Consider the following 26762-nt stretch of genomic DNA (forward strand, 5'->3'; position numbering starts at 1 on the left):
GTGCTGACATGGAAGTGATCTGGTTCCTGTTCTTCGCGGTGCTGCTGGCCGGGTACTTCGCGCTGGAGGGCTTCGACCTCGGCGTCGGCCTGCTGCTGCCGGTGCTGGGCAGGACGCGCGCCAACCGCGACCGCATGGTGGCCGCGATGGCGCCGTTCGTGCTGGCCAACGAGGTGTGGCTGGTCGCGGTGGCCGGGACGCTGTTCGGCGTGTACCCGCGCCTGGAGGGCGAGGTGCTGTTCGGGCTGTATCCGCTGGTGGTGGCCATGCTGCTGAGCTGGATCCTGCGCGACGCCGGGCTGTGGTTCCGGCGGCGGCTGGACGGCGCCCGGTGGCGCGGCTTCTGGGACGCGATGATCGCGTTCGGGTCGCTGGGGCTGTCGTTCGGCTGGGGCATGGCGCTGCACGCCGCCGCCACCGGGTTCACCTCCTCGCCGGTGCATCCGGTCGGGGTGCTGCTGGGCGTGCTGACGACCCTGCTGTTCGCCTTCCACGGGTGGACGTTCCTGGCCTGGCGGGAGCCGGGAGCCTTCGGGGGCGTGCGGTCGGGGCGGGCGCTGGTGGTCTCGGGGCTGGTCTCGGCGCTGCCGGTGATCGGCCTGCTCGTGGGGGCGATGCCGTTCTTGCTGGAGCACAGCGCGCCGGCGGCTACGTTGAATGTGCTCAGTGTCATGGCGTTGCCGTTCGCGCCGATCATGCTGGGCGCGCAAGTATGGGTATGGCGGACTTTCCGGCCAGGTAAGGGCGCCGTCCCGCTCCCCTCGTTCTTCTGAAGGCCACGTGCATAAGGATCTTCTGCGGCTCATGCGGGCCGAGCGCTCGGTGCGCCGCCATCTGACCGTCACCATGGTCGCGGCCGTGCTGGCCGGCCTGCTCGTGCTCGCGCAGGCCGAGTTGCTGGCCGGGGTGCTGTCCGGCCGGTTCACCGCCGCCGCGCTGGGCGCGCTGGCCGCCGTCGTGGGCGTACGGGCGCTGCTGGCCTGGACGCAGGGCGTCTTCGCCGGGCGCACGGCGACGGGGGTGAAGTCCGCGTTGCGCCACCGGCTGCTGGCCCGCCTGGGCGAGCTGGGCCCGTCCAGGCTGACCGGTCACCGGTCGGGCGAGCTGGTCACGCTGACCGGCCGGGGCCTGGACGGCCTCGACGCCTACCTGACCGGCTACCTGCCCTCGATCGCGGTGGCGGCCGTCGTGCCGGTGGCCGTGCTGGTCCGGTTGTTCGCCGCCGACCTGGGCAGCGCGGTGATCGTCCTGATCACGCTGCCGCTGATCCCCGTCTTCGGCGCGCTGGTCGGCATGACGACCAAGGCCGTCACCGAGCGGCAGTTCCACGCCCTGTCGCGGCTCGGCGGGCACTTCCTCGACGTCGTGCGCGGGCTGCCCACGCTGCGCGCCTTCGGGCGGGCCCGCTACCAGGCGACGGTCATCCGGCAGGTCGCCGACGCCCATCGGAGCGCGACCATGCGCACGTTGCGGGTGGCGTTCCTGTCGTCGCTGGTGCTGGAGCTGTGCGCGTCGTTGTCGCTGGCGCTGGTGGCGGTGCCGATCGGGCTGCGGCTGCTCGGCGGGTCGCTGGACCTGACGACGGCGCTGCTGGTGCTGCTCTTGGCGCCCGAGGCGTACCTGCCGCTGCGGGCCATGGGGACCCGGTTCCACGCCTCCATGGAGGGGGTGGCCGCCGCCGACGCCGCCTTCGCCGTCCTGGACGACGCCGCCGGCGACCCGCCGGGCGCGACCCGCCCGTACGCCGGGCACGGCGCGCCGGAGATCCGCCTGGAGAACGTGACCGTCCGCTACCCCGGCCGCGACGAGGCCGCTCTGGAGAACGTGACGCTCACCATCGCGCCCGGCGAGCGGGTGGCGCTGGTCGGCGAGAGCGGCGGCGGCAAGAGCACGCTGCTGCACCTGGTCCTCGGCTTCCTGCGCCCGTCCGAGGGGCGCGTCCTGGTCGACGGCGCCGACCTGACCGAGCTGGACCTGGACAGCTGGCGGGCGGCCCTGGCGTACGTGCCGCAGCGCCCCCACCTGTTCACCACCTCCGTGGCCGACAACATCCGGCTCGGCGCGCCCGGCGCCACCCTGGAGGAGGTCCGCCGGGCCGCGGCCGCCGCGCACGCCGACTTCGTGGACGGCCTGCCCGAGGGGTTCGACACCGTCGTCGGCGAGCGCGGCGCGAACCTGTCGGCGGGCCAGCGGCAGCGCGTGGCGCTGGCCCGGGGCTTCTGCCGCCCCGGCGCCACGGCGCTGCTGCTCGACGAGCCCACCGCCCGCCTCGACGGCCGCAGCGAGGCCGCCGTCGTGGCCGCCACGGCCGAACTGGCGCGGGGGCGGACCGCCGTCATCGTCGCGCACCGGCCCGCGATGATCGACCTGGCCGACCGGATCGTCCGGGTGCACGAGGGCCGCGTCGTCTCCGACACCACCCGCGACCGTCCGGCCCGCCCAGGAGGCGACGATCACAGGGAGCCGCAGGGCGTGGCCTCCCTTCCCGAGGGGAGCGCGCGATGAACCGGCGCATGGGCACCCGGCTGGCCTGGGCCGTGCTGGCCGGGGCGGCCGCCGACCTGGCCGGGCTGGGGCTGATCGCGGCCGCCGCCTGGCTGATCACCCGGGCCGCGCAGCAGCCGTCCCTGGCCGCGTTGAGCGTGGCCATCGTGGCTACCAGGGCCTTCGCGACCGGCAAGGGCGTCTTCCGCTACGCCGAACGGCTCACCGGCCACGACGTGGCCCTGCGCGCCCAGGCCGGCACCCGCGAGCGGCTCTACGAGGCGCTCGTCCCGCCCCAGCGCCCCCGCCACGGCGGCGCCGACCTGCTCAGCCGCATGGTGGACGACACCGAGGCCGTCCAGGACCTGCTGGTCCGCGCGCTGCTCCCGGCCGCCGCCGCTCTCCTGACCGGCCTGGCCGCGGTCGTCATCGGGCTGTTCGTGCTGCCGGTGACCGCGCTGGTGCTGGTGGCCGGGCTGGTGGTGGCGGGCGTGCTGCTGCCCGCCGCGACCGCCGCCGCCGCGCGCCGCTGGTCGGCGCGGATCGCCCCGGCCAGGGCCGCGCTCGCGGCCCGCGTGGCCGACCTCGTGCACGGCTCGGCCGACCTGGCCGCCTACGGCGCGGGCGAGCGGGCACTGTCCGGCGCGCTGGCCGCCGACGAGTCGCTGGCCGCGCTGGAGCGCCGCCAGTCGCGCGTGCACGCCGCCGCCCTGGCGGTCGGCACGCTGGCCCAGGGCCTGACGGTGGCGGCCATCGTGCTGCTCGCCCAGGGCGCGGGCGCCGGCTCGGTCGCCACGGCGGTGCTCGCGCTGACCGCGCTGGTGTCGTTCGAGCCGGTGCTGCCGCTGGCCGCGGCGGGTGAGCGCATGGCCGGGATCACCGCCGCGATCCGGCGGCTGCGCGAGGTCCGCGCCGCCGCCCCGGCCGTCACCGAGCCCGCCGCGCCCGCGCCCGTGCCGTCCGCTCCCCTGACGGTCGAGGTCGAGGGCCTCGTCGTACGCCACCCCGGCGCCGCCAGGCCGGCCCTCGACGGCGTCTCCCTGCGCCTCACTCCGGGCCGCCGGGTGGCGATCGTGGGCCCGAGCGGCGCGGGCAAGAGCACGTTGCTGGCCGCGCTGATGCGCCTGGTCGAGCCCGAGTCGGGAAGCGTCCGCGTCAACGGGGCCGACCTGCGCGACCTGTCCGGCGACGACGTCCGCACGCTGATGACCGGGCTCACCCAGGACCCGTACATCTTCCGCACCACGCTGCGCGACAACCTGCGCCTGGCCGGGCCGGACGCCGATGACGAGCGGCTGACGGCGGCCGTACGGGAGGCCAGGCTCGGCCCGTGGGTCGAGCGCACCGGCTGGGACGCCGAGCTCGGCGAGGACGGCAGGACCGTCTCCGGCGGCCAGCTCCAGCGCCTGGCCCTGGCCAGGGCGCTGCTGTACGACCCGCCCGTCCTGCTGCTGGACGAGCCCGCCGAGGCGCTCGACGAGGAGACCGCCGACCGCCTGATGGCCGACCTGCTGGACGTCATCCGCGAGCGCACCACCGTGCTGGTGACCCACCGGCTCAAGGGCCTGGAGTCGGTCGACGAGGTCGTGGTGCTCGACGAGGGCCGCGTCGTCCAGCGCGGGCGGCACGACGAGCTGGTGGCCGTGCCCGGCTATTACCGCGACCTGTGGGAGTCCGAGGCCCTGACCAGGCGGTAGCCGTCCCGCCCGCCCTGCTGTAGAGTTTGCGCCGTCATCAGGTTTAAGATACAAACCTGTTTGCGGGACAAGAGGGGCAGGCATGGTGGACGACGATCACGCGCGTACTCCGGAGGAGACGCTGCGGCTGATCGAGCAGCAGCGGACCGCCACGGTCAGGCGCCTGCACGGCGACCCCGTGCTGCTCTACGTGCCCTGGGGCGTGGCCTGGCTGCTCGGCTTCACGGCGCTGTTCCTGCACTACGGCCTCGACGGCGTGCCCTACGCGCCGATCTCCCGCCCGCTGGCGCTCACGGTGCTGTTCGCGGGCATGTCGCTGGCCGGGGCGATCGCCGTCTTCGGCATGGTGAAGATGGGGGCGCAGGTCCGCGGCGAGACCTCGGCCAAGGGCATGATGTACGGCTACGCCTGGGTGGCCGGCATGATCTCCATGACGGTGCTCGCCGTACGCCTGAGCCCCCAGCTCTCCGCCACCGAGAGCGGCCTGCTGTGGGGCGGCGGCTTCATGATGCTCGTCGCCCTGCTCTACATGGCCGGCGGCGCGATCTGGACGTACTGGCCGATGTTCTTCGTCGGCGTGTGGACGGCGGTCGTCAACGGGGTGGGCGTCATGCTCGGGGCCGGCTGGCACGCGCTGCTGACGGCCGTGCTGACCGGCGGCGGCTACATCGTGACCGGGATCGTGCTGCGGCGGCGGACGTGAGCCATGGCGGGGCCGTCCCCGAGCTCGACCCGGTCATCCACGCGCAGGCCAGGCTGCGGGTGGTCGCCACGCTCAACACCCTCGGCGGCCGCGACGAGATCGCCTTCCCCTCGCTGAAGGACCTGCTCGGGATGACGGCCGGCAACCTCTCGGTGCATCTGACCAAGCTGGAGGACGCCGGTTACGTCCGTATCACCAAGACCCACAAGGGCCGCACCCCCGTCACGTACGTCGCGCTCACCCAGCGCGGACGGCTGGCCTTCGAGGACTACACCAAGGCGATCCGCGCCTTGCTCGACAACGCTGGAGGAACCCCATGACGGCCCTCGCCAGAACGGTGGAGGTCACCCGCCGCTACGGGGACGTGCTCGCGCTCGACCGCGTCTCACTCGACATCCGGGCGGGCGAGCTGGTCGGCCTGCTCGGCCCGAACGGGGCGGGCAAGTCCACCCTGATCAACCTGTTCGTCGGGCTGCGCCGCCCGACCTCCGGCACGGTCGAGCTGTTCGGCGGCTCGCCCCAGGACCCCGTGACGCGCCGCGGCATCGGCGTGACCCCGCAGGAGACCGGCCTGCCGGAGTCGCTGCGGGTCGGCGAGATCACCGACTTCGTGCGCGCCCACTTCCCCGACGCGCTCGGCAAGGACGAGCTGCTCGACCGCTTCGGCCTGAGCGACCTGGTCAAGCGCCAGGTGGGCGGGCTGTCCGGCGGGCAGAAGCGGCGTCTGGCCGTGGCGCTGGCCTTCGCCGGCCGGCCGCGCCTGGTGTTCCTGGACGAGCCGACGACCGGCCTCGACGTCGAGGCCAGGCGCACGCTCTGGGACGGCATCCAGGCCTTCCACGCCGAAGGCGGCACGGTCGTCCTGACCAGCCACTACCTGGAGGAGATCGAGGCGCTGGCCCAGCGCGTGGTCGTGGTCGGCCAGGGGCGGGTGCTGGCCGACGACACCGTGCGGGCCGTGCGCGACATGGTGGGGGTGCGGCGCGTCTCGCTCGACGCCGAGGACCTGCCCGAGCTGCCCGGCGTGCTCAGCACCGAACGCCGGGACGGCCGGATCAGCCTGCTGACCACCGATCCCGACCGGCTGGTGGTCGAGCTGGTGCGCAGCGGCACGCCGTTCTCGGGGCTGGAGGTCAGGCCGACCACGCTGGAGGAGGCCTTCCTCACCATCACCGCCACCTCGGACACCTCGACCGCTTCCAAGGAGGACGCGAATGTCTAGCCTGATCGCGGCCCACACCCGGCTGCAGCTCGTCGAGCAGTTCAGGGTGCCCATCGGGATCCTGGCCAGCTCCATGTTCCCGGCCATCTCGATGCTGGCGTTCGTGGTGCCGTTCGCGGGCGGTGACCCGGCGGCGGCGACGACGGCGACGGGGGCGCTGATGTTCTTCGGCGCCATGTCCTCGGCGGTGATCGGGCTCAGCGCCTCGGTCTCCCAGGACCGCGAGCAGCCGTGGGACCCCTACACGCGCACGCTGCCCGCCGGGCCGTTCCCGCGCCTGGCCGGGCGGATGTTGTCGACGGTGGTCCTCATGCTGCTGTCGGTGGTCCCGGTGCTGGTGGTGGCGGCGCTGCTGACGGAGGCGGTCATCACGCCGGTGCGGCTGGCCCTGGGGCTGGCGGCGCTGGTCGGCGCGGGGGTGCCGTTCATGCTGATCGGGCTGTTCCTCGGCCTGACGCTGCCGTCGAAGGCGGCGCTCGCGGTGGCCCAGATCGTCTTCTTCCCCGTGGCGATCGTGGGCGGGCTGATCCTGCCGCCGCAGATCCTGCCGGACATCGTGGAGACCATCTCGCCGTACGTGCCGTCCAGGGGCGCGGCCGAGCTGATCTGGGCGGCCATCGCGGGGGCGCGGCCGGACGGGATCGCGCTCATCATGCTGGGCGTCTGGACGGTGCTCGCGGCGGCCGCCGCCACGTGGGCCTACCGCCGTGACGAGGGCCGCCGTTTCGCCTGATGGGGGGGTGTGCCGCCGAGTCCGCAGCGATCTCAACGGCACACCCGTCTCCGGGAGGGGGTCCTGGTGTTTACTTCTTCTCTTGGAGGGTGACGGTGACCTCGCCGGACTGTCCGCCCCTCATATATGTGATCTTGACCTGTTGGCCCGGTTTGAAACCTCTGACCTGTCCAACAACGGTATCGCCTGAGTCAACAGGTGTGTCCCCAATCTTGGTGATCAGGTCCCCCTCCTTCAGCCCGGCCTTGGCCGCCGGGCTTTCCGCGGTCACCTGACGGATAAGCGCGCCGGGCACGTCGCCGGTGGCGTCGGTGACGCTCACGCCGAGGAAGGCGTGGCTGACCTTGCCGCTCTTGATGAGCTGCTCGGCCACCTGCTTGGCGGTGTTGACCGGGATCGCGAAGCCGACGCCGCCGCCGGCCGCGTCGGAGGCGATGGCGGTGTTGATGCCGACGAGGGCGCCGGCCGCGTTCACCAGCGCGCCGCCGGAGTTGCCGGGGTTGATGGCGGCGTCGGTCTGGATGACGTCGCCGATGGTGGCGCTCGGCGCCTGGCTCTGCTGCTGCTCGCCGCCGAAACCGGGCGGAAGCTGCTGGCGCTGCTCGCCGCCCAGGTTGAGGGTACGGTTCAGGGCGCTGATGATGCCCCTGGTGACCGATCCGTCCAGGCCGAGCGGGCTGCCGATGGCCAGCACGTCGTCGCCGACCTTGAGCTGGTCGCTGTCGCCCAGCGTGACCTTGGTCAGCCCCGAGACGTCCTGGGCCTTGATGACCGCGAGGTCGGTGGCCGGGTCCGTGCCCACGACGCTGGCCTTGGCCGTCCTGCCGTCGCTGAACTTGACCGTCATCTGCCCCCCGCCCTGCGAGGCGCCGACGACCACGTGGTTGTTGGTGAGGATGAGGCCGTCCTCGGAGAGCACGACCCCCGAACCCTCGCCCGTCTGCCCCTGGATCATGACCACCGACGGCTGCACCCGCTCGGCCACCTCAGCGGTGGAGAGCTGGTTGGAGGCCGACCGCAGCACCGGGCTGGGCGCGCTGACCACCTGCTGCGGCTGCGGCTGGAAGGCGGTGGCGACGGCCGCTCCCACGACCCCGCCGCCGATGGCCATCGCGGCCAGCGCCAGGCCCGCGACGGCCTTCTGCCCGGCGCTGAAGCGCGCCTTGACCAGGGCGGACGGCGGAGGAGGAGGCGGCTGCTCCATGACGATCGTGTCCCGCCGGGGGAAGCCCCCGGCGGCCGGTGGCGTGGCGCCGAACTGGCTCCAACCACCGGTGCCCTGCTCGCGAGGCTCGTTCGCGTCCATCTGTCATCTCCCTCAAGTCCCTATGGCTCAAGGGTGCCAAGGACGGCGTAAGAGCTGGTTAAGGCGTTGATCGGAACTCTGTGAGACGACTCACTCACGCCTTATCTGCGCTGCTCGCAGGCCATGCCGCCGCGCCGAGAACGGGCAAAAAAAGGTGAAATACGTGCGTATCGGCCCGTCGCAGGGGGTGGTCAGGTGCGGGCGGGCCAGTATTCGTCCCTCAGGAGGCGCTTGTAGAGTTTGCCGGTCGGGTGGCGTGGGAGCTCGTCGCGGAAGTCGACCGACTTCGGGCACTTGTAGTGCGCCAGACGCTCCCGGCAGTACGCGATCAGCTCCGCCTCCAGCGCCGGTCCCGCCTCGGCCGCCGTCATCGGCTGGACCACGGCCTTGACCTGCTCCCCCATCTCCTCGTCCGGTACGCCGAACACGGCCACGTCGGCCACCTTGGGATGGACCGCGAGCACGTTCTCGGCCTCCTGCGGGTATATGTTCACCCCACCGGAGATGATCATGTACGAGCGGCGGTCCGTGAGGTACAGGAAGCCGTCGGCGTCGAGGTAGCCGATGTCGCCGAGGGTGGTCCAGCCGCGGCCCTTCGGGTCCTGCGCCGAGCGGGTCTTGTCGGGGTCGCCGTGGTACTCGAAGCGGGCGCCGTTCTCGAAGTAGACCGTGCCGTGCTCGCCGGGCGGCAGGTCCTCGCCCTCCTCGTCGCAGATGTGCACGACGCCGAGCAGCGAACGGCCGACCGTGCCCCTGTGCGCCAGCCAGTCCTGGGAGCCGACGTAGAGGAAGCCGTTGCCCTCGGTGCCCGCGTAGTACTCGTGGATCACCGGGCCCCACCAGTCGATCATCTGTTCCTTGACCGGCACGGGACACGGCGCGGCGGCGTGGATGGCACAGACCAGCGACGACAGGTCGTACTTCTTCCGGGTTTCTTCGGGCAGCTTGAGCATCTTGATGAACATCGTCGGCACGAGCTGCGAGTGCGTCACCGCGTACCGCTCGACCAGCCGCAGGTACTCCTCGGGGTCGAAGCGCTCCATCACCACCACCGTGGCGCCGAGCCGCTGGAAGGACAGGCAGTAGCGCAGCGGCGCGGCGTGGTACAACGGCGCGGGCGAGAGGTAGACGCTGTCCGCCGACGGCGCGAACAGCCCCTGGATGAGCCGGACCAGCGTGTTCGACTCGGTCAGCGGGGCCAGCGAGGCGGCCACCTTGACGCCCTTCGGACGGCCGGTCGTGCCGGAGGAGTAGAGCATGTCGGCGCCCTGGCACTCGTCGGCGATCGGGGTGACCGGGCGGCCGGCCACGGTCTCCTCGTAGGAGACGAAACCCTCGGCTACGCCGTCGAGCATGAGCCGCAGCTCCACGCCCGGCGTGGCGGCGGTGATCGAGGTGGCCACCTCGGCCAGGTCCGCGCTGGAGATGAAGACCCGGGCGCCGCAGTTGTCCACGATGTAGGCGAGTTCGTCGGTCCGCAGGCGGGAGCTGATCGGCGTGTAGTACAGGCCCGCGCGGTACGCGGCCCAGGCGACGGCCAGGAAGAGCGGGTGGTTGGCGAGCATGAAGGCGACGTGGTCGCCGGGCTTGAGCCCGGCCTCGCGGAAGGCGTGGGCCAGGCGGTTGGACTCCTCTTCGAGCTCGCGGTAGGTGAGGACCTGCCCGGAGCCCGCCATGATCACAGCGGGCTTGTCGGGGGTGACGGCTGCGATGGCTCCCGGGTACATATTAGAACAGTATTCGGTCCGTCGGCGGCGGCGCTAGGGCGCGCCGAAGCCGCGGCTCCCCGGTGGAGGGCCGCGGCTTCGGCGCCGATCGACGCCGGAGGTCACTCGGCGGGGATCACCGAGCCCTCGTACTTCTGCTTGATGAAGTCCTTGACCTTCGGGTCCTGCAGCAGCTTGCCGAGGGTGACGATGCCGGCGTCCTTCTCGTGGCCGGCCTGCACGACCAGCCCGTTGACGTACGGGTTGCCCTCGGTCTTCTCCAGCACGAGCGCCTGGCTCGCCGGCTTGAGCCCGGCCTCGATGGCGTAGTTGCCGTTGATCACCGCGGCGTCCACGTCGTCCAGCGCGCGCGGGAGCTGGGCCGCCTCAAGGGGCTTGAACTGCAGCTTCTTCGGGTTGTCCGTGACGTCGCGCTCGGTGGCCGCGGTGCCCGCGCCGTCCTTGAGCTTGACCAGGCCGTTGTCGGCGAGCAGCTTGAGCGAGCGGCCGAGGTTGGTGGCGTCGTTGGGGACGGCCACGGTGGCCCCGTCGGCCAGCGCCGACAGCGAGGTGATCTTCTTGGAGTACAGGCCGAGCGGCTCCAGGTGCACCGGGGTGACGAAGCTCAGCTTGGTGCCCTTGGAGGCGTTGAAGTCGTCCAGGTAGGGCTTGTGCTGGAAGAAGTTGGCGTTCAGCTGGCCCTCGTCGAGCTGCACGTTCGGCTGGACGTAGTCGGTGAACTCGACGATCTCCAGCTTCAGCCCGGCGGCCGGGGCCAGGTTGTCCTTGACGAACTTCAGGATCTCGCCGTGCGGGACGGGGCTCGCGCCCACCTTCAGCACCGTGTCGGCCGACTCGGCGGCGGGGGTGCTGGTCGCGGACTGCGACGTACCGCATGCGGCGAGCAACAGGGACAGCGCGGCAGCACCCAAGATCGAACGGATCTTCATGTTTTTTTCCTTACTTATGTGAAATGCGCCGAGCGACCCAGTCGCCCAGACTCTGCAGAATTTGCACGATGACGATGAGCAGGACGACGGTCACGATCATCACGAGCGTCTCGAACCGCTGGTAGCCGTAGCGCACGGCCAGGTCCCCGAGCCCGCCGCCGCCGACGGTGCCGGCCATGGCCGAGTACCCGATGAGCGCGACGATCGTGACGGTCAGCCCCGACACCAGGCCCGGCAGCGCCTCGGGCAGCAGGACCTTGCGCACGACGGCGGTCCGGCTCGCGCCCATGGCCTGCGCCGCCTGCACGACGTCGGTGCCGACCTCGCGCAACGCCGTCTCGACCAGCCGGGCGAAGAACGGCACGGCCCCCACGGTCAGCGGCACCACCACGGCCGCGGTGCCGATCGTGGTGCCGATGACGAACCGGGTGAACGGGATGATCGCGATCATCAGCACGATGAACGGCAGCGACCGCCCGACGTTGACGACGATCCCCAGCGCGGACTTCAACGCGGGCAGCGGACGCAGCCCGTCCCGGTCGAAGGCCACCAGCGCCACGCCGAGCGGCAGCCCGAACAGCACGGTGAACAGCGTGGCCCACCCCACCATCTGGGCGGTCTCCCAGGTGGCCGGCCACAGCAGCGGAACGATCTCTTCCCAGGTCATGCGGCCTCCCCCGCGACTTCGACGATCAGCCCGGAAGCCCGCAGGAACGACAGCGCCGAGGACGACTCCGCGCCGGTCAGCGACACCCGCAGGCGCCCGACCGAGCCGCCGGCCAGGTCCTCGATCGAGCCGCCGAGGATGTTGACGTCCACGTCGAACTTGCGCACCATCTCCGAGACCAGCGGGCGGCCCGGGTCGCCGGTGAAGGTGAGCGTGACCGCGCCGGCCGGGGCGGGCTCGGGCAGCGGGAAGATCTCCCTGGTCAGACGGGATCCGGGGGTCCTGATGAGGTCGGCGATCGCACCCGACTCCTCGACGCGTCCGCCGGACATGATGGCGACCGAGTCGCAGACGCTCTTGACCACGTTCATCTCGTGGGTGATGAGCAGGATCGTCAGGCCCAGCTCGGCGTTGAGCCGCTTGAGCAGGGCGAGGATGGACTGGGTGGTGGCCGGGTCGAGCGCGGAGGTGGCCTCGTCCGACAGCAGCACCGACGGGTTGCCCGCCAGCGCCCTGGCGATGCCGACGCGCTGCTTCTGGCCGCCGGAGAGCTGGTGGGGGCGGTCGCCGCCGCGTCCCTGGAGGCCGACGAGTTCGAGCAGCTCGGCCACGCGCCGCTGCCGTTCGGCCCTGGGCACGCCCATGACCTCCAGCGGGAAGGCGACGTTGCCGGCCACCGTGCGCGAGGACAGCAGCGCGAAATGCTGGTGGATCATGCCGATGCGCTGCCTGGCGCGGTTGAGCTCGCGGCCGGGCAGCGCGGTCAGGTCCTGCCCGGCGACGGTGACCGTGCCCGCGGTGGGGCGTTCGAGCAGGTTGACGCAGCGCAGCAGCGTGCTCTTGCCGGCGCCGCTCTGACCGAGCACGCCGTAGATCTCGCCCTCGCGCACATGCAGGTCGACGCCGTCGAGCGCGACGGTCTGGCCGTACTGCTTGCGCAGGCCGGAAGCCTGGATCACGAAAAATCCCCACGACTGAGAGCGGCCGGCGACGGGCCGCTTCCTGACACGAACATCACCGTCGAAACGGTGGGATCTAGTGGCTGCCCGGAGGGAACGGCAGGTGACTCAGCCTGCGCAGCACGAAGCAAAAGGTGTGGATCATGGTGACCTTCGAGGAGAACGGGCGGGATCTGGTCTCTAACGGGCCGGCATTCGCCCCATACGCAGGCGACAACACATGGCGTCCCGGTGGGCGCGGTGGTCGTTCGCGTATGCCTCGTTCACGCCGTTGCTAACACCGCTTTTACATACTCCTATTCCGGGGAATTGCGGTGATCTGCGTCACTGCGGGTGGCGGTGAGGAAGGCGCCGCCCGGGGCGCGGCGACCGTAGCGGGCGGCCAGGGCGGACGCGTCGACGGTACGCGCCCGCCAGCCGCGGGCATTCAGCCGCGCGACGGCGTCCTCGCCCAGGCCGCCCTTCCACAGCGTGGCGATCCGGCGCAGCTCGGGCATCGTCCGCGCCCGTTCGGCCAGTGCGGCGGAGGCGGCCGGGTCGTGCTCGAAGGCCAGCCCGCTGCCCGCCGCCGACAGCGCGCCGATGCCGTCGAGCAGCCGTGCGGCCTCGGCCGGGCTCAGGTAGATCAGCAGCCCCTCGGCCAGCCAGGCCGTCGGCCGCGCCGGGTCGAACCCGGCCGCGCGCAGGCTTCCCGGCCAGTCCTCGCGCAGGTCCACCGGCACCGGGACGCGCTCGCACCGCGCCGTCGCGCCCAGCCCGCGCAGCACGCCGTCCTTGAACGCCAGCAGTTCGGGCAGGTCGAGCTCGAACAGCCGCACGCCGGGCGGCCAGTCGAGGCGGTAGGCGCGGCTGTCGAGCCCGGCGGCCACCAGCACGACCTGGCCGCAGCCGGACTCGCTCAGATAGTCGTCGAAGAACCTGGTCCTGAACACCAGGTGGTCACCGAAGAGCCCAGCCGCCCCGCTCCCCCGCCCCGCATCCGCCCGCTCGGTCTCGGCCGCCGCCACGAAGGCCGCCGCGTACGGGTCGTCGAACAGCCGGTCGGGCCGCTCGCTCTCGCGCGCCCGCAACCACGCCGCGCCCACCGCCGTCTTCGCCACCCCATTCATATCGCTGACGATACATCTCCAGCGATACAATCGACGACCATGAACGTGGCGCGGATGCGAAGGCTCGGACGGCGGCTCGTGGAGCTGTCGAAGACGGCGGCCGGCGAGACCAAGGGCCCGCCCCTCACCCCCGGCGAGGAGGCCGTCTTCGAGGACGCGCTGCGCCACCCGGGCAGCACCGTCGGCGAGATCCAGGCCAGGACGGGCTTCGTCCAGAGCCACGTGTCGGCGTCGGTGGCCAGGATGCGCGAGCGGGGCCTCGTCCGGACCGCGCCCGACCCGGACGACGGGCGGCGCACCCAGGTCACGGTCACGGAGCCGGCGCTGAACGCGGTCCACCGCCGGGCGGCCAGGCCGGTGGCGGAGGCGGTGCGGGCGGCGGTGGGCGACGACCCCGAGCGGGCCGCCCGGGTCGTGGCGCTGCTGGAGGAGCTGGAGACGCTGCTGGTCGCGGACTGAGGCCCTCTTCCGGCCACACATGGGGCCGCCCCGCCGCCCCCGGAAGGAACCGGGTGCGGCGGGGCGGTGTCGGAGGGAGCGGGCCGGGTCAGGCCGCGACCGTGGTGGCGACCTCGGCCGGGGTGAGCGCGATGTCGAGCACCTCGCGCACGTCGCTGACCGCGTGGATGGTCAGCTCGTTGCGGACCTCCTCGGGCACGTCGTCCAGGTCGGGCTCGTTGCGCGCCGGGATGAGCACCGTGGTGATGCCCGCCCGGTGGGCGGCCAGCAGCTTCTGCTTGACGCCGCCGATCGGCAGGACCCGCCCGGTCAGCGAGATCTCACCGGTCATGGCCACGTCGGAGCGGACCTGGCGGCCGGACAGCAGCGAGGCCAGCGCGGTCGTCAGCGTCACGCCCGCCGAGGGACCGTCCTTGGGGACGGCGCCCGCCGGGAAGTGCACGTGCACCGACCGGTCCTTCAGCGCGGTGACCGGCAGCTCCAGCTCCGCGCCGTGCGAGCGCAGGTAGGACAGCGCGATCCGGGCCGACTCCTTCATCACGTCGCCGAGCTGGCCGGTCAGGGTCAGGCCGGTCTCGCCGGTCTCCGGGTCGGCCAGCGACGCCTCCACGTAGAGCACGTCGCCGCCGGCCCCGGTCACCGCCAGGCCCGTGGCCACGCCCGGCACCGAGGTGCGCTGGGTGGACTCGGGCAGCGACGACTCCGGCACGAACCGCGGCCGGCCGATGTAGCCGACCAGGTCGTCGGCGCCGACCGTGACGGGCAGCTCGTCCTTGGCCGCCACCTTGCGCAGGATCCGGGCGACCGCCCGCTCCAGCGAGCGGACCCCGGCCTCGCGGGTGTACTCCCCGGCCAGCCGCCGCAGCGCGGCGTCGTCGACCTTGACCTCCTCGGGGGTCAGCCCGGCGAGCTCCAGCTGCCGGGGCAGCAGGTGGTCGCGGGCGATCGAGACCTTCTCGTCCTCGGTGTAGCCGTCGAGGGTGACGACCTCCATGCGGTCGAGGAGCGGGCCGGGGATGGCCTCCAGCACGTTGGCCGTGGCCAGGAACAGCACGTCGGACAGGTCGAGCTCGACCTCCAGGTAGTGGTCGCGGAAGGTGTGGTTCTGGGCCGGGTCGAGCACCTCCAGCAGCGCCGCCGTGGGGTCGCCGCGGTAGTCGGCGCCGACCTTGTCGACCTCGTCGAGCAGGACGACCGGGTTCATCGAGCCGGCCTCGCGGATGGCCCGGACGACGCGGCCCGGCAGGGCGCCGACGTAGGTGCGCCGGTGTCCGCGGATCTCGGCCTCGTCGCGCACGCCGCCGAGGGCGACCCGGACGAACTTGCGGCCCATGGCGCGGGCCACCGACTCGCCCAGCGACGTCTTGCCGACCCCGGGAGGGCCGGCGAGGGCCAGGACGGCGCCGCTGCGCCGGCCGCCCACCACGCCGACGCCCTTGTCCTGGCGGCGCTTGCGCACGGCCAGGTGCTCGATGATGCGGTCCTTGACGTCGTCGAGGCCCGTGTGGTCGGCGTCGAGCACGGCCCGCGCGCCCGCGATGTCGTAGTTGTCCTCGGTACGCTCGTTCCACGGGATGTCGAGCACCGTGTCGAGCCAGGTGCGGATCCAGCCGCCCTCCGGCGACTGGTCGGAGGTCCGCTCCAGCTTGTCGACCTCCTTGAGCGCGGCCTCGCGCACCTTCTCCGGCAGGTCGGCGGCCTCGACGCGGGCCCGGTAGTCCTCTTCCTCGCTCTCGGCCGTGTCGCCGTTGAGCTCCTTCAGCTCCTTGCGGACGGCGGCGAGCTGCTGGCGCAGCAGGAACTCGCGCTGCTGCTTCTCCATGCCCTCCTGGACGTCCTTGCGGATCGTCTCGGCGACGTCGAGCTCGGCGAGGTGCTCGCGGGACCACTCGATCAGCCTGGCCAGGCGGTCGGCCGGGTCGGCGGCCTCCAGCAGCTCGACCTTCTGGGCGGTGGTCAGCCACGGGGTGTAGCCGGAGCTGTCGGCCAGCACGGAGGGGTCGTCGATCTGGTTGACCTGGTCGACGACCTGCCAGGCGCCGCGCTTCTGCAGGATGGTGGTGGCCAGGGCCTTGTACTCCTTGGCCAGCTCCTGGGCGCGCTCGCCGGCCGGAACCGTGTCGACCGTGTCCGCCTCGACCCAGAGTGCGGCGCCGGGGCCGGTGGTGCCGGTGCCCACGCGGACGCGGTCGACACCGCGGACCACGGCGGCGGGCTCACCGCCGGGCAGCCTCCCGACCTGCTCGACCACGGCCTGGACGCCGACGGCGCCGTAACGGCCGTCGATCCGGGGAACGAGGAGGACCCGCGGCTTGTTACCACCGGACGCGCGGGCCGCGTCGATCGCAGCACGCACCTCGGAGTCGGACAGGTCCAGCGGAACCACCATGCCCGGCAGGACGACCTCGTCGTCGAGCGGCAGCACCGGGAGGATCAAGCTCTCACTCATACGAACTCCAAAGGGTTGAGTTATACCGACTCAATTCATCAGAGCGCGCTGTTGTTCCCAACCTTGCCGATGTTCGCTCACGGCGATCGTAATGATGTAAGCGATACCTGAGAGTGACACCGCTATCAAACCTGGGTCTGATGCCGGGCCGCCCGGCCGTCCGTATCCTTGACCAGGTGAATCACCGTGACGGCCGCTCCGCGCCTCCCGCCCTCCCGGGCGACGCGCGCGCCGGCGCGTCCCCGGCTCCCGGCGGCCCGCCCGGTGAGCCCGCGGCATCGTCCGGAGGGGCGGCCGTGCGGTTCGTGATCGCGCTGGGCCGGGTGTCGGCGGCCGTGCTGCGGCCGTTCACGCTCGCGCTGCTCACGGGCAGCGCCGATCCTCCGCCGCGGCCCCGTTCCCGGTGGCTGCGGATGCCGGTGCCGCGGTGGCTGGCGCCGCTGGTCCCGGTCCAGACGTTCAGCCTGCTGCAGGCGGCCGAGCTGCTGATCGCCGTCGAGCTGTTCGGCGTCACGCTGTCCACGGTCACGGACTGGAACGAGCAGGCCGCCGCCACGCCGGGCGCTCCCCTGCCGCTCTGGGGCGGCGTCGTCGTGCTCGCGGCCCTGGCCGCCGGCCTGCCCGTGGCGTTGCGCAACCGGTGGCCGCTGGCGGCCTGGCGGGCGGCGGTCGTGCTGACCCCCGTCGCCGTCTACGCCCAGGTCACGATCGGGCGGGACGAGGGCTACGCCCCCTACCCGATGACGGTGGGGCTGGCGTACATGCTGGCGCTCTACTCCGTGGGCGTGCGCTGCGAGCGGCGCATCACGCTGGGGGCCGGGATCATCACGGTCCTGCTGTGCCTGGCCGTCGACGCCGACTCGGCGCCCGTGGTGGCGGGCGCGGCCGGGATCGTCCTGCTGTTCGGCTACAACGTCCGCGCCCGGCGCAACGCCACGGCCAGGCTCATCGAGGAGGAGCGGCGCACCCGGCAGGCCGAGGGCGCGCACGCGGTGCTGGAGGAGCGCGCCCGCATCGCCCGCGAGCTGCACGACGTGGTGGCCCACCACATGTCGGTGATCGCCATCCAGGCGGAGGCCGTGCCGCTGAGGGCCGCGGGCGACCCGTCGCAGCTGGAGGCCGGGCTGGCCGAGATCCGCGCGCTGTCCCTGGAGGCCATCACCGAGCTGCGCCAGGTCCTCGGCGTGCTGCGCGACCCCGACGGCCGCACCGACACCGCGCCGCAGCCCGGCCTCGACCGGCTGGAGGAGCTGGTGGGCAACGCCCGCAACGCGGGGCTGACCGTGGAGGTCGGCCTGCGGCGGCCGATCGGGCCGCTGCCGCAGGCGGTGGGGTTGTCGGCGTACCGGATCGTCCAGGAGTCGCTCAGCAACGCGATGCGGCACGCGCCGGGGTCGAGCGTCACCGTGGAGATCACCCGCGACGACGGCACGCTGCGCCTGCGCGTCGCCAACGGCCCCGGCCGGTCCCCCGCCGCCGCTCCCGGAGCCGGTCAGGGGCTGGTCGGCATGCGCGAACGCGCGGCGCTGCTCGGCGGCACGCTCGACGCCGGGCCCGCGCGGGGCGGCGGCTACCAGGTGAGCGCCGAGCTGCCGATCGAACCGCCGACCGAGTCGCCGATCAAGTCAGCGATCGGGTCGCCGATCGGGAAGAGGGAGGGTGCCGCGTGATCCGCGTGCTGATCGCCGACGACCAGGGGATGGTCCGCACGGGGTTCACCGTGTTCCTGAGCGGCCAGCCGGACATCGAGGTCGTGGGCGAGGCCGCCGACGGCCGCGAGGCGGTGACGCGGGCCGTCGCGCTGAGCCCCGACGTGGTGCTGATGGACGTGCGCATGCCGGTCATGAACGGGCTGGAGGCGACCCGGGAGTTGCTGGCGGCGTGCCCGGCGTCGAAGGTGCTCATCCTGACCACGTTCGACCTCGACGACTACGTCTACGAGGCGCTGCGGGCGGGCGCCAGCGGCTTCCTCCTCAAGGACGCGTCGGCGGCCCAGCTCGCGGAGGCCGTCCGCGTGGTCGCGGCCGGCGACGCGCTCATCGCGCCGGCCATCACCAAGCGGCTGATCCACGAGTTCGCCCGGCTGGGCGGTCCCCGTCCGCCGTCGGGCCGGCGGCCGGAGGAGCTGACCGAGCGCGAGACCGAGGTGCTCATCCTGGTCGCCCAGGCCATGTCCAACCAGGAGATCGCCCAGAAGCTGTTCGTGGCCGAGCAGACGGTCAAGACGCATGTGGGGCGGGTGCTGACGAAACTCGGGCTGCGCGACCGCGCCCAGGCCATCGTCTTCGCCTACGAAACCGGCCTCGTCCGCCCAGGCGAGTAACCCCACCGCCCCTTGCGGACGGAAGCCGCCGAGCGACACCGGCCGTACAGCGCCCCACGGGCGGGGGTACGGCGGGCACAGGGTACGGCAGGCCCCGCGAGCGGGCGCTGACGCGGGGATGCCAACGCATGCGCACATCGAGGCGGAGCTGCGCGAAGACAGGTGTGCGCGAACGCGAAGGTCCATGGCGCGGAAGTGGGCGCACGCGGGCGCGGAGGGGAGAGGGGCGGGCGGCGGGAGGGTGAAGCAGGGGGTGATGAGGCCTGCCGATCCATCCGCTCACGTTCACCCCACCTGGTCCCACGGAATGGCCTCGATGCGCTCGACGTGCTCCTCGCCCCACTCCCCGAGCGGCGCCATCGCGGTGTTCAGTGAATGACCGAACTCGGTGAGCGAGTACTCCACCTTCGGCGGGACCTGGTGATAGACCTCGCGATGCAGCAGCCCGGCGGTCTGCATCTCCCGCAACTGCAGGATCAGCACCCGCTCGCTGATGCCAGGCACCGCGCGCCGCAACTCCCCGAAGCGCAGGGGACCATCCTGGAGCGCGAAAAGGATCAGTCCCTTCCACTTGCCTCCCATGACAGCGATGGCGGCGTCGAGACCGCAGGTGAACGTCCGCTTCTTCGTCTCCTTCACCGACCTATGCTTACATTTATGTCAGTACCCGGCAAAAATGTAGGTACTTGAGAGAATGCAGGCGCTCCAGCCAGCATGGAACAGGCCCGCGCCAGACCACAACGGTCTCCACTACAGCGCGCCCATCTCCTCATCTCTGTGGCTGGAGCATGCATATGACCGCGAAGAACCTGACACCTGTGACCGTCATCGGACTGGGCTCCATGGGCACAGCACTGGCCGAGGCCTTCGTCAAGGCCGGACACCCGACCACCGTCTGGAACAGGACCGCCGCCAAGGCCGCGCCCCTCATCGCCATGGGAGCCAGACATGCGGAGGCCATTGAGGACGCGGTGGCGGCAAGTCCCCTGGTCATCACCTGCCTGACCACCTTCGAGGACACCCGGGTGGCACTGCGGCCCGCCGGCGCGTCGCTGCGCGGACGAGCCCTGGTCACCCTCAACAGCGGTTCCCCGGCCGGCGCCCGAGAGACGGCCGCCTGGGCCATCGGCCATGGCGCCCGGGTCCTGGCCGGCGCGGTCAAGAACGTGCCCTCGGCCGTGGGAGCGCCGGACACCCTGCTGTACTACAGCGGCGACAAGGCGGTCTTCGAGGAGTTCGAGACGACCCTGAAGGTGCTGGGTGGCGACACCGTCCACCTCGGCGACGAGGCCGACCTGGCCGCCCTGTACGAGATGGCGGTGGGCGCCATGCTGCTGCCGGCACTCGTCGGCTTCTTCCAGGGCGCCGCCGCGGTCCAGGCGCGCGGGCTGGAGGTGAACACGATGGTGCGCTTCGCCGGCAAGTGGCTGGACATGATCAAGTCCCTGCTGCCGATCTACGCCAAGGAGATCGACAGCGGCGACTACACCGACGCCGCCTCCTCGGTGAACCTGTTCCTGGCGGCGGCGGCCCACGACGAGGACCTGGCCAGGGAGACGAACGTCGACACGACCTGGCTCGCCCCGCTCCATGACCTGGTGAGGCGGGCGGTTGAGGCGGGCTACGGCGATCAGAACATCTCGGCCCTCACCGAGGTGCTCAGGAAGCCGGCGCGACAGCCGTAAGCCGGCTCACCTCATCGGTAGGAGTCCCCGCGCCGTCATGGCTGAGCATTCCCTCACCAAGATCGGAGCCGAAGGCGGAATCCGACAGCTCACCCTGAACACCGACAGCTTCAGCTGCAACCGGCAGTGCCGAGCGCGGAGGGGGCGGGGGGGTGGAGGGGTGTCGGGTGTAGTGGGTGGTGTCACCATGGGGGTGGAGACGATCAATCAGTGGAGGGAGGAGGCGTGGTGGGCGTTCAGGGCCGGGGTTCTGGGCGGACGGCCGCGCGTACCCCATGGATCCCCTTGAGCTCTTTCATCAGGTGGCCGCGACCGTGCCGGCCTATCGCTCGTTCCTGGCCGAGCACGGGGTCGAGCCCGCGAGCGTGACCGCTCCGGAGCACTTCAGGCGGCTGCCGATGACGTCCAAGGACGCCTACATCCGCCGTCACCCCCTCCCCGACCTCTGCCGGGACGGCGTGATCGGGGACATGATCGCCGTGTCGTCCGGTTCGACGGGTACGCCGTCGTTCTGGCCGCGTTCGGTCGCCGACGAGCGGGTGATCGCCGCCCGTTTCGAGGAGGTCTTCCGGGACTCCTTCGACGCCCGCGAACGCCGTACGCTGGCCGTGGTCTGCTTCGCCCTCGGCACCTGGGTGGGCGGCCTGTTCACCATCGAGTGCTGCCGTCACCTGGCCGAGCGCGGCTACCCGATCACCGTCGTCGCGCCGGGCACCGACCGCAGGGAGATCGCCCGGGTGCTGCCGGAGCTGGCGCCGCACTTCGACCAGGTGGTCCTGCTGGGCTATCCGCCGTTCCTGAAGAACGTCATCGACACCGAGCCGCTCCCCTGGGCCGACTGGAACGTCAAGCTGGTCACGGCGGGCGAGGTGTTCAGCGAGGAGTGGCGCACGCTGGTGGCCGAACGGGCCGGGATCGCCGACCCCGTGCGCGGGATCGCCTCCCTGTACGGCACCGCCGACGCCGGGGTGCTCGGCAACGAGACCCCGCTCTCGGTCGAGCTGCGCCGCTTCCTGGCCGGACGTCCGGACACGGCCAGGAAGTTGTTCGGGGAGTCCCGCCTGCCGACCCTGGTGCAGTACGACCCTCGGGTGCGCTTCTTCGAGGAGCACGAGGGCACGCTGCTGTTTTCCGGCGACAACGGCGTCCCCCTGATCCGATACCACATCGCCGACGAGGGCGGGGTGATCCCGTACGAGCGCATGCTGGAGTTCGCCGAGCGGCACGGTTTCAGGGCCGCCGCCTCCGGCCCGCGCCACCCGTTCGTCTACGTGTTCGGCCGCAGCCACTTCACGCTGTCCTACTACGGCGCGAACGTCTACCCCGAGAACATCGCGGTGGGGCTGGAGCAGCCCGAGGTCAGCGGGTCGGTGACGGGTAAGTTCGTGATGGAGGTGGCGGAGGACGCCGACCACGACCGGCATCTGACGGTCACGGTGGAGCTGATGCCCGGCGAGAAGCCCTCCGACGAGGTCGCCCAGGCGGTGGGCGCCTCGATCCTGGCCCAGCTTTTGCGGCTGAACAGCGAGTTCGCGAACTACGTGCCGGTGGCGCAGCAGATGCCGTTCATCCGGTTGCGCGAGGCCGGGGACGCCGAGTACTTCCCGCCGGGAGCCAAGCACCGCTACACCCGCTGACGCGCCCCCAGGAGGCCCCCAAGAGGCCGCCGGGACTGCGCGGTCAGGTTCCGGCGGAGTCCGCGTCGGGCGTGCGGCGGACGACGACCAGCGCCACGTCGTCCTCGCGCGCCCCGAACGCCGCCAGCATGCGCTCGGCGAAGTCCTCCAGGTCGTCCTCGACGGTCTCGGCGAGCTGCCTGGCCTTCTCCATGCTGTCGTCGAGCAGGACGTGCCGGTCCTCCAGCAGCCCGTCGGTGAACAACATCATCGTGCCGCCGGGCGGCAGTTTGAGCCGGTCCACCTGGTACCGCTCGGGCACCGCGCCGAGCAGCAGGTTCCCCAGCGTGTGGTAGGAGCTGCCGGGCCCGGCGAACAGCGGCGGCATGTGCCCGGCGTTGGCCAGCTCGATCTCGCCGGTGGCCGGGTCGATGAGCATCAGGCACACGGTGGCGGTCAGGCCCCGGTGGTAGCGCCGCATCATCTGGTTGAGCAGGTCGAGGGAGGCGCTCAGGTCCACCTGGGCGATGAGCGAGGCGCGCAGGGCGTGGCGCACCTCGGCCATGACGGTCGCGGCGTGCAGGGAGTGGCCCTCCACGTCGCCGACGGCGACCAGCACGCGTCCGTCGACCTGCAGCACCTCGTAGAAGTCGCCGCCGACCTCGACGTTGTCCACGGCGGGCTGGTAGCGCAGCGCGACCTGCAGGCCCGGCACCTCGGGGATGCGGCTGGGCAGCAGGCTGCGCTGCAGGGTCAGCGCGATGTCGTGCTCCTCGGTGTAGGCGCGCAGCGCGCCCAGGGCCAGCGCCAGCTCCTGGCCGAGCTGGCGCAGCAGGTTGACCTCGTCGGCGTCGAGCGGCGAGACGGCCTCGGCCCCGAGGTAGACCGGCGACGGGGAGTTCTTGGTACGGCAGAGCACGCCGGTGGTGGAGCCCTCGGCGCGCACGTCGGGCAGCAGGCCCTGCCACTCGGTGCTGTCCAGGGTGAACACCCGGGCCCTGGCGGCGTCCTTGAGCGCCAGCTTCGACAGGCGGTCCAGCACGTCGGGGGCGGCGGCCTGGGCGGCGGCGGGCTCGCCGGGCCGGGCGCGGTAGCGCCGCAGCCGCCCGTCGGGCAGCACGGCGAGCGTGCCGCAGTAGCGGCCGAGCACCTCGGCCGTGCCCTCCACGGCCACGGTCAGCAGCTCGTCGAACGTCTCGGCCTCGTTCATCCGCAGGGTCACCTCGGCCAGCTTGGCCAGGCGTTCGGCCATCAGCTCGGCCCGCCAGCGCGCCCGGTAGTAACGCAGCATGGCCTCGACGGTGGCGGCGAACTCGGTGGGCTCGATGGGCTCGCTCAGGTAGGCGTCGGCGCCGCGTTCCAGGCCCTCGGTGCGGTCGGCGGGGGTGATCGCGTTGGCCGACACCTGGATGACGGGGATGGAGGCGGTGGCCGGGTTGGCCTTGATCAGCTCGCAGACCTCGTAGCCGCCGATGTCGGGCAGGCGGACGTCGAGGACGACCAGGTCGATCTGGTTGGCGGCGAGCATGCCGAGTGCCTCCTCGCCGCCTCTCGCCTCCAGCACCTGGTGCCCGGAGCGGCGCAGCCAGCTCGACAGGATGTAGCGCTTGGTGGGCGTGTCGTCCACCACCAGCACGCGTGCGGACTCAGACATCCTGGTCCTCTCCAGCACCGCCGTTCTCGCCCTGGCGGGCGCTGCGGATGGCCTGCAGGAGGTGTTCCCTGCGCAGCCCGTGCTTGGACAGTACCGGCCAATTGCCGGGGGCGTGCTGCGGAGCGATGGTCACGATGACGACGGGGATGCCGCTCAGCCGCTCGTCCTCGGCCATCTGGTGCAGCAGGACGTTGCCGTCGACGCGGGGCATGAGCAGGTCGACGAGGATCACGTCGGGCGGGGAGGCGGCCATGACGTCGAGCGCGGCGGCGCCGTCGGCGGCCTCGTCCACATGAACGGTGAAGCCGTAGAGCATGCGGCGGGCACTGGCGCGGAACACCTCGTCGTCGTCGGCGATCAGCACGCGTTCCAGCTCGGGCGTGCCGATCTGGTGCGGCAGCCGCAGGGTGGCGACGGTGCCCTCGCCCTGGGTGCTGGTGAGCTCCAGCGTGCCGCCCAGCGCCTCGGCGAGCCTGCGCGCGTACGGGAGGCCGAGGCCGGTGCCCCTTGCCCTGACCTGCAGCGAGCCGGGAACCTGGTAGAAGTCCTCGAACACGCGCCTCAAATGTTCCTCCGAGATGCCGATGCCGCTGTCGGTGACCGTGATGACGATCTCGCCATTGGCTTCGTCGGCATGCGCGGCCAGCACTACCTGCCCGCTTTGCGTGAATTTGAGCGCGTTCGAGAGCAAATTACGCAGAATTCTGATCAACATGCTCTCGTCGGCGTACAGCTCGGTGGCCTCCGGAGCGATCTCGTGACTCAGCGTCACCCCGGCGCGCTCGCTGGTGGGACGCATGGTGACGTGCAGCTGCCCGGCCATCCGGGACAGGTTGACCAGCGTGGGCTGGGGATCCAGGCGGCCGGACTCGGCCTTGGCCATGTCGAGCAGCTCGCTGACGAGTTCGAGCAGCGTCTGCGCCGAGTCGCCGATCAGCCCGATCTGGTGGGTCTGCTCCTCGGTCAGCGGCTCGCCGCCCTGGCCGGTCAGCAGCCGGACCAGGCCGATGACGGAGTTCAGCGGGGTGCGCAGCTCGTGGCTGACGGTGGCCCAGAAGCGGTTGCGCGCCTCGATCGTCTCGCGGAGCTGGGTGGACTTCTCGTCCAGCTCGGCGTACAGGGCGACGACTCCCCTGTTGGTCTCCTCCAGCTCGGCCGAGAGCTGGTTGTACATGGCCAGCACGCCGGTGTTGGTCTCCTGCAGCTCGGAGTTGAGCCGCAGCACGTCCTCCAGGGTCTCGGCGAGCTCCCTGTTCTGCTCGCGCAGCTCCTCCAGCGCGCTGACCGGGGCCAGCTTGGCGAGGCCCGCGCGGATGGACTCCAGCGGGACGGCGGCCGCCCGTGGCCGCAGCCGCTTGGTGATCGTGACGTGGCCGTCGCCGAGGGTGATGTCGTCCACGAGCCGACCGGCCAGTGTCACGCCTTCGGAGCGGTCCAAACCGGATGGCCTGGTGTGCCGGATGCTGATCAGCAGCACGTCGCGGCCGAGCGTGATCACGGCGGCGGCGCCCTTGCCGAACGCCTCCCTGCCCACCTCGCTGAGGGCGGTGGCGACCCTGATCTGGTCCTGCGACTCCAGCCCGACCAACTCGGCGGCGGCCCGGCCGAGCCGGCGCAGGACGAAGACGTCCTGGTCGGTGTCGAGGCCGATCCTGACGAGCTCAGTTCCCGCCATTGCCAGGCCTCACCGTCACCACGCAGGCGTCGTCACGCCTGCTGCCGGCCTCGCGCAGCAGGCCCGCCGCGATGACCGCGGGGGTGCGCGCGAACAGCCCCGGCACGTTCCCGGGGTCCCATCGGTCGGTCAGGCCGTCGGAGTGCATGACGACGGTGGCGTACGGGGCGATGCGGTACTCGTACTGGCGCAGGGTGCGTCCCTGGTGGCCGGCGATGCCGGGCAGCGAGATCATGCCCTGCCGGCCGGTCGCGTCGGCCACCCAGCCGGAGACGTTGCCGAGACCGGCGTAGGTGACGGTGTCCGGCCCGACCCTCGCCACCGCGACGGCGCCGCCGCGGGTGCCGCTCAGCCCGCGGTGCAGGTGTTCCAGGATCGACAGCGGCTCCTGGTCGTTGACCTGCGCGAACAGCTCGACGGCGGTGTCCGCGACGACGGCGGCGATGTGGCCGTGGCCCAGCCCGTCGCACAGCAGCACCGTCGTCGTCTCGCCGTTCTCCGCGATGGCGTAGCCGTCCCCGCAGCTCACCTCGTCGCCGATCGGCCGGGTCAGGCCGCTGGCGCGCAATGGCGGGCCGGGCGTGCCCTCAGCGGTGAAATGCATGACGAGCACAGTGCCCATACTGGGCACCGAGTGAACGTCGTATCCGGTGGCGATGCGGGCGATCGCGCCCATGCCGATGCCGAGCGTGCCGGAGGTGGAGTAGCCGTCGCGCAGGGCGCGGGCCACGTCGGCCATGCCGGGGCCCTTGTCCACCGCGACGAGTTCCACCCCGAGCGGGGCCTCGGGGTGCGGCCGGACCAGGACGACGCCCTCCACGGCGTGCTTGACCAGGTTGGACACGGCCTCGCTGACGGCCACGGCGATCTGCCCGGTGCGGGTGGTGTCGAAGCCGGCCACCTCGGCCAGCGCGACCGCCTGCCGCCGGACGGCGCCGACGGCGCTCGGGTCCTCGGCGCGCACCCAGGCCGGGGTCACCTGGCCCACTTGGTCACCGTCACGGTCGTGCCCTTGCCGGGGGCGGAGATCAGGTCGAACTCGTCGACCAGCCGGCGCGAGCCGCCGAGGCCGAGGCCCATCCCGCCGCCGGTGGTGAAACCGTCGGTGAGCGCCTTGTCGAGGTCGGGGATGCCGGGGCCCTCGTCGCTGAAGATCAGCTTGAGGCCGCGTTTCCTGCCGTTCTCGACGAGGTCGATGCGCACGTCGCCGCCGCCGGCGTAGACGAGCGCGTTGCGGGCCAGCTCACTGGCCGCAGTGACGATCTTGGTCTGGTCGACGAGGGACAACCCCGCCTCGATCGCGAGGGTCCGCACGACCTGCCGGACCATCACGACGTCCGCGCTGCCCGCGATCGTCATCGTCTC

24 protein-coding genes are annotated in these 26762 nt (G+C 72.0%); 12 read left to right on the plus strand and 12 right to left on the minus strand.

Going from position 1 to position 26762, the window contains the following annotated elements:
* Nucleotides 1–8: 8 nt before the first annotated feature.
* The 7 genes from AB0J97_RS29960 to AB0J97_RS29990 all read left to right on the plus strand — a co-directional run bounded on the left by AB0J97_RS29960 (nt 9) and on the right by AB0J97_RS29990 (nt 6839).
* Nucleotides 9–773, plus strand: coding sequence for a cytochrome d ubiquinol oxidase subunit II (locus tag AB0J97_RS29960; protein ID WP_364094542.1), 765 nt, complete (start codon nt 9–11; stop codon nt 771–773).
* A 7-nt stretch (nt 774–780) separates the two neighbouring features.
* Nucleotides 781–2505 carry a thiol reductant ABC exporter subunit CydD gene (cydD, locus tag AB0J97_RS29965; RefSeq protein WP_364094545.1) on the plus strand — a complete coding sequence of 575 codons (1725 nt, stop codon included), beginning with the start codon at nt 781–783 and terminating at the stop codon, nt 2503–2505.
* Entirely contained in the window at nt 2502–4181 is a 1680-nt protein-coding gene (gene cydC, locus AB0J97_RS29970; RefSeq protein ID WP_364094548.1) for a thiol reductant ABC exporter subunit CydC, read from the plus strand. The genes cydD and cydC overlap by 4 nt, the downstream gene beginning before the upstream one ends.
* 82 nt (nt 4182–4263) lie before the next feature.
* Nucleotides 4264–4884, plus strand: coding sequence for a hypothetical protein (locus AB0J97_RS29975; RefSeq protein ID WP_357695814.1), 621 nt, complete (start codon nt 4264–4266; stop codon nt 4882–4884).
* Complete coding sequence (locus AB0J97_RS29980; protein WP_357695812.1) at nt 4881–5204, plus strand: transcriptional regulator; 324 nt, start codon at nt 4881–4883, stop codon at nt 5202–5204. The genes AB0J97_RS29975 and AB0J97_RS29980 overlap by 4 nt, the downstream gene beginning before the upstream one ends.
* Nucleotides 5201–6106 (plus strand): ABC transporter ATP-binding protein, encoded by a 906-nt coding sequence (locus AB0J97_RS29985; RefSeq protein WP_364094552.1) that lies wholly within the window; start codon nt 5201–5203, stop codon nt 6104–6106. Before AB0J97_RS29980 ends, AB0J97_RS29985 begins: the two co-directional genes overlap by 4 nt.
* Nucleotides 6099–6839: an ABC transporter permease gene (locus AB0J97_RS29990; RefSeq protein ID WP_357695808.1), complete on the plus strand. Its 741-nt coding sequence runs from the start codon at nt 6099–6101 to the stop codon at nt 6837–6839. The genes AB0J97_RS29985 and AB0J97_RS29990 overlap by 8 nt, the downstream gene beginning before the upstream one ends.
* A 70-nt stretch (nt 6840–6909) precedes the next feature.
* Here the strand turns inward: AB0J97_RS29990 and AB0J97_RS29995 are convergent, their stop codons facing one another.
* The 6 genes from AB0J97_RS29995 to AB0J97_RS30020 all read right to left on the minus strand — a co-directional run bounded on the left by AB0J97_RS29995 (nt 6910) and on the right by AB0J97_RS30020 (nt 13536).
* Nucleotides 6910–8145 carry a trypsin-like peptidase domain-containing protein gene (locus tag AB0J97_RS29995; RefSeq protein WP_364094555.1) on the minus strand — a complete coding sequence of 412 codons (1236 nt, stop codon included), beginning with the start codon at nt 8143–8145 and terminating at the stop codon, nt 6910–6912.
* Nucleotides 8146–8336: 191 nt separating this feature from the next.
* A complete protein-coding gene (locus AB0J97_RS30000) occupies nt 8337–9872 on the minus strand; it encodes an AMP-binding protein (protein WP_364094558.1) in 1536 nt (511 codons plus the stop codon).
* A 101-nt stretch (nt 9873–9973) separates the two neighbouring features.
* Nucleotides 9974–10801 (minus strand): MetQ/NlpA family ABC transporter substrate-binding protein, encoded by an 828-nt coding sequence (locus AB0J97_RS30005; RefSeq protein ID WP_357695802.1) that lies wholly within the window; start codon nt 10799–10801, stop codon nt 9974–9976.
* A 10-nt stretch (nt 10802–10811) separates the two neighbouring features.
* On the minus strand, nt 10812–11468 hold the full coding sequence (locus AB0J97_RS30010; protein WP_364094562.1) for a methionine ABC transporter permease: 657 nt from the start codon (nt 11466–11468) through the stop codon (nt 10812–10814).
* Nucleotides 11465–12427: an ATP-binding cassette domain-containing protein gene (locus AB0J97_RS30015; protein ID WP_357695798.1), complete on the minus strand. Its 963-nt coding sequence runs from the start codon at nt 12425–12427 to the stop codon at nt 11465–11467. The genes AB0J97_RS30010 and AB0J97_RS30015 overlap by 4 nt, the downstream gene beginning before the upstream one ends.
* 296 nt (nt 12428–12723) lie before the next feature.
* Complete coding sequence (locus AB0J97_RS30020) at nt 12724–13536, minus strand: SAM-dependent methyltransferase (protein WP_364094566.1); 813 nt, start codon at nt 13534–13536, stop codon at nt 12724–12726.
* 39 nt (nt 13537–13575) lie between these two features.
* On the opposite strand from AB0J97_RS30020, the gene AB0J97_RS30025 reads away from it, so the two are divergent.
* Nucleotides 13576–13995, plus strand: a complete 420-nt coding sequence (locus tag AB0J97_RS30025) for a helix-turn-helix domain-containing protein (RefSeq protein ID WP_364094569.1) — start codon at nt 13576–13578, stop codon at nt 13993–13995.
* An 88-nt stretch (nt 13996–14083) separates the two neighbouring features.
* Here AB0J97_RS30025 and lon read toward each other — a convergent pair whose 3' ends face one another.
* On the minus strand, nt 14084–16444 hold the full coding sequence (lon, locus tag AB0J97_RS30030) for an endopeptidase La (protein WP_357695792.1): 2361 nt from the start codon (nt 16442–16444) through the stop codon (nt 14084–14086).
* 176 nt (nt 16445–16620) lie between these two features.
* Between lon and AB0J97_RS30035 the strand changes: the two genes are divergently transcribed.
* Nucleotides 16621–18114, plus strand: coding sequence for a sensor histidine kinase (locus tag AB0J97_RS30035; RefSeq protein WP_364094573.1), 1494 nt, complete (start codon nt 16621–16623; stop codon nt 18112–18114).
* The gene (locus AB0J97_RS30040) at nt 18111–18767 is read left to right on the plus strand and encodes a response regulator transcription factor (RefSeq protein WP_357695788.1); all 657 of its coding nucleotides are present in this window, start codon (nt 18111–18113) and stop codon (nt 18765–18767) included. The genes AB0J97_RS30035 and AB0J97_RS30040 overlap by 4 nt, the downstream gene beginning before the upstream one ends.
* A 285-nt stretch (nt 18768–19052) precedes the next feature.
* Here the strand turns inward: AB0J97_RS30040 and AB0J97_RS30045 are convergent, their stop codons facing one another.
* Entirely contained in the window at nt 19053–19406 is a 354-nt protein-coding gene (locus AB0J97_RS30045) for a helix-turn-helix domain-containing protein (protein WP_352359473.1), read from the minus strand.
* Nucleotides 19407–19585: 179 nt separating this feature from the next.
* Here AB0J97_RS30045 and AB0J97_RS30050 point away from each other — a divergent pair, with 179 nt between their 5' ends.
* Both AB0J97_RS30050 and AB0J97_RS30055 read left to right on the plus strand, forming a co-directional pair.
* Nucleotides 19586–20452, plus strand: a complete 867-nt coding sequence (locus tag AB0J97_RS30050; RefSeq protein ID WP_364094578.1) for an NAD(P)-binding domain-containing protein — start codon at nt 19586–19588, stop codon at nt 20450–20452.
* Between the two features lie 314 nt (nt 20453–20766).
* Nucleotides 20767–22089, plus strand: a complete 1323-nt coding sequence (locus tag AB0J97_RS30055) for a phenylacetate--CoA ligase family protein (RefSeq protein WP_364094581.1) — start codon at nt 20767–20769, stop codon at nt 22087–22089.
* A gap of 43 nt (nt 22090–22132) precedes the next feature.
* On the opposite strand, the gene AB0J97_RS30060 is transcribed toward AB0J97_RS30055, so the two are convergent.
* The 4 genes from AB0J97_RS30060 to AB0J97_RS30075 are packed head-to-tail and all read right to left on the minus strand — an operon-like array spanning nt 22133 to nt 26756.
* A complete protein-coding gene (locus AB0J97_RS30060; RefSeq protein ID WP_364094584.1) occupies nt 22133–23722 on the minus strand; it encodes a fused response regulator/phosphatase in 1590 nt (529 codons plus the stop codon).
* The gene (locus AB0J97_RS30065) at nt 23715–25397 is read right to left on the minus strand and encodes an ATP-binding protein (RefSeq protein ID WP_364094587.1); all 1683 of its coding nucleotides are present in this window, start codon (nt 25395–25397) and stop codon (nt 23715–23717) included. The genes AB0J97_RS30060 and AB0J97_RS30065 overlap by 8 nt, the downstream gene beginning before the upstream one ends.
* Nucleotides 25384–26385: an ATP-binding SpoIIE family protein phosphatase gene (locus AB0J97_RS30070; RefSeq protein WP_364094590.1), complete on the minus strand. Its 1002-nt coding sequence runs from the start codon at nt 26383–26385 to the stop codon at nt 25384–25386. Before AB0J97_RS30070 ends, AB0J97_RS30065 begins: the two co-directional genes overlap by 14 nt.
* On the minus strand, nt 26373–26756 hold the full coding sequence (locus tag AB0J97_RS30075) for an anti-sigma regulatory factor (RefSeq protein WP_357696075.1): 384 nt from the start codon (nt 26754–26756) through the stop codon (nt 26373–26375). Before AB0J97_RS30075 ends, AB0J97_RS30070 begins: the two co-directional genes overlap by 13 nt.
* Nucleotides 26757–26762: the final 6 nt, after the last annotated feature.

It is taken from the genome of Nonomuraea sp. NPDC049607 (assembly GCF_040675375.1).
In the GTDB taxonomy this organism is placed as follows: Bacteria; Actinomycetota; Actinomycetes; order Streptosporangiales; family Streptosporangiaceae; genus Nonomuraea.

Excerpts from the sequence above, each read along its gene's own strand:
- AB0J97_RS29960 (WP_364094542.1), top strand. The coding sequence starts at position 9 with ATGGAAGTGATCTGGTTCCTGTTCTTCGCGGTGCTGCTGGCCGGGTAC.
- cydC (WP_364094548.1), top strand. The coding sequence starts at position 2,502 with ATGAACCGGCGCATGGGCACCCGGCTGGCCTGGGCCGTGCTGGCCGGG.
- AB0J97_RS29975 (WP_357695814.1), top strand. The coding sequence starts at position 4,264 with ATGGTGGACGACGATCACGCGCGTACTCCGGAGGAGACGCTGCGGCTG.
- AB0J97_RS29985 (WP_364094552.1), top strand. The coding sequence starts at position 5,201 with ATGACGGCCCTCGCCAGAACGGTGGAGGTCACCCGCCGCTACGGGGAC.
- AB0J97_RS29990 (WP_357695808.1), top strand. The coding sequence starts at position 6,099 with ATGTCTAGCCTGATCGCGGCCCACACCCGGCTGCAGCTCGTCGAGCAG.
- AB0J97_RS29995 (WP_364094555.1), bottom strand. The coding sequence starts at position 8,145 with ATGGACGCGAACGAGCCTCGCGAGCAGGGCACCGGTGGTTGGAGCCAG.
- AB0J97_RS30000 (WP_364094558.1), bottom strand. The coding sequence starts at position 9,872 with ATGTACCCGGGAGCCATCGCAGCCGTCACCCCCGACAAGCCCGCTGTG.
- AB0J97_RS30005 (WP_357695802.1), bottom strand. The coding sequence starts at position 10,801 with ATGAAGATCCGTTCGATCTTGGGTGCTGCCGCGCTGTCCCTGTTGCTC.
- AB0J97_RS30010 (WP_364094562.1), bottom strand. The coding sequence starts at position 11,468 with ATGACCTGGGAAGAGATCGTTCCGCTGCTGTGGCCGGCCACCTGGGAG.
- AB0J97_RS30020 (WP_364094566.1), bottom strand. The coding sequence starts at position 13,536 with ATGAATGGGGTGGCGAAGACGGCGGTGGGCGCGGCGTGGTTGCGGGCG.
- AB0J97_RS30025 (WP_364094569.1), top strand. The coding sequence starts at position 13,576 with ATGAACGTGGCGCGGATGCGAAGGCTCGGACGGCGGCTCGTGGAGCTG.
- lon (WP_357695792.1), bottom strand. The coding sequence starts at position 16,444 with ATGAGTGAGAGCTTGATCCTCCCGGTGCTGCCGCTCGACGACGAGGTC.
- AB0J97_RS30060 (WP_364094584.1), bottom strand. The coding sequence starts at position 23,722 with ATGTCTGAGTCCGCACGCGTGCTGGTGGTGGACGACACGCCCACCAAG.
- AB0J97_RS30065 (WP_364094587.1), bottom strand. The coding sequence starts at position 25,397 with ATGGCGGGAACTGAGCTCGTCAGGATCGGCCTCGACACCGACCAGGAC.
- AB0J97_RS30075 (WP_357696075.1), bottom strand. The coding sequence starts at position 26,756 with ATGACGATCGCGGGCAGCGCGGACGTCGTGATGGTCCGGCAGGTCGTG.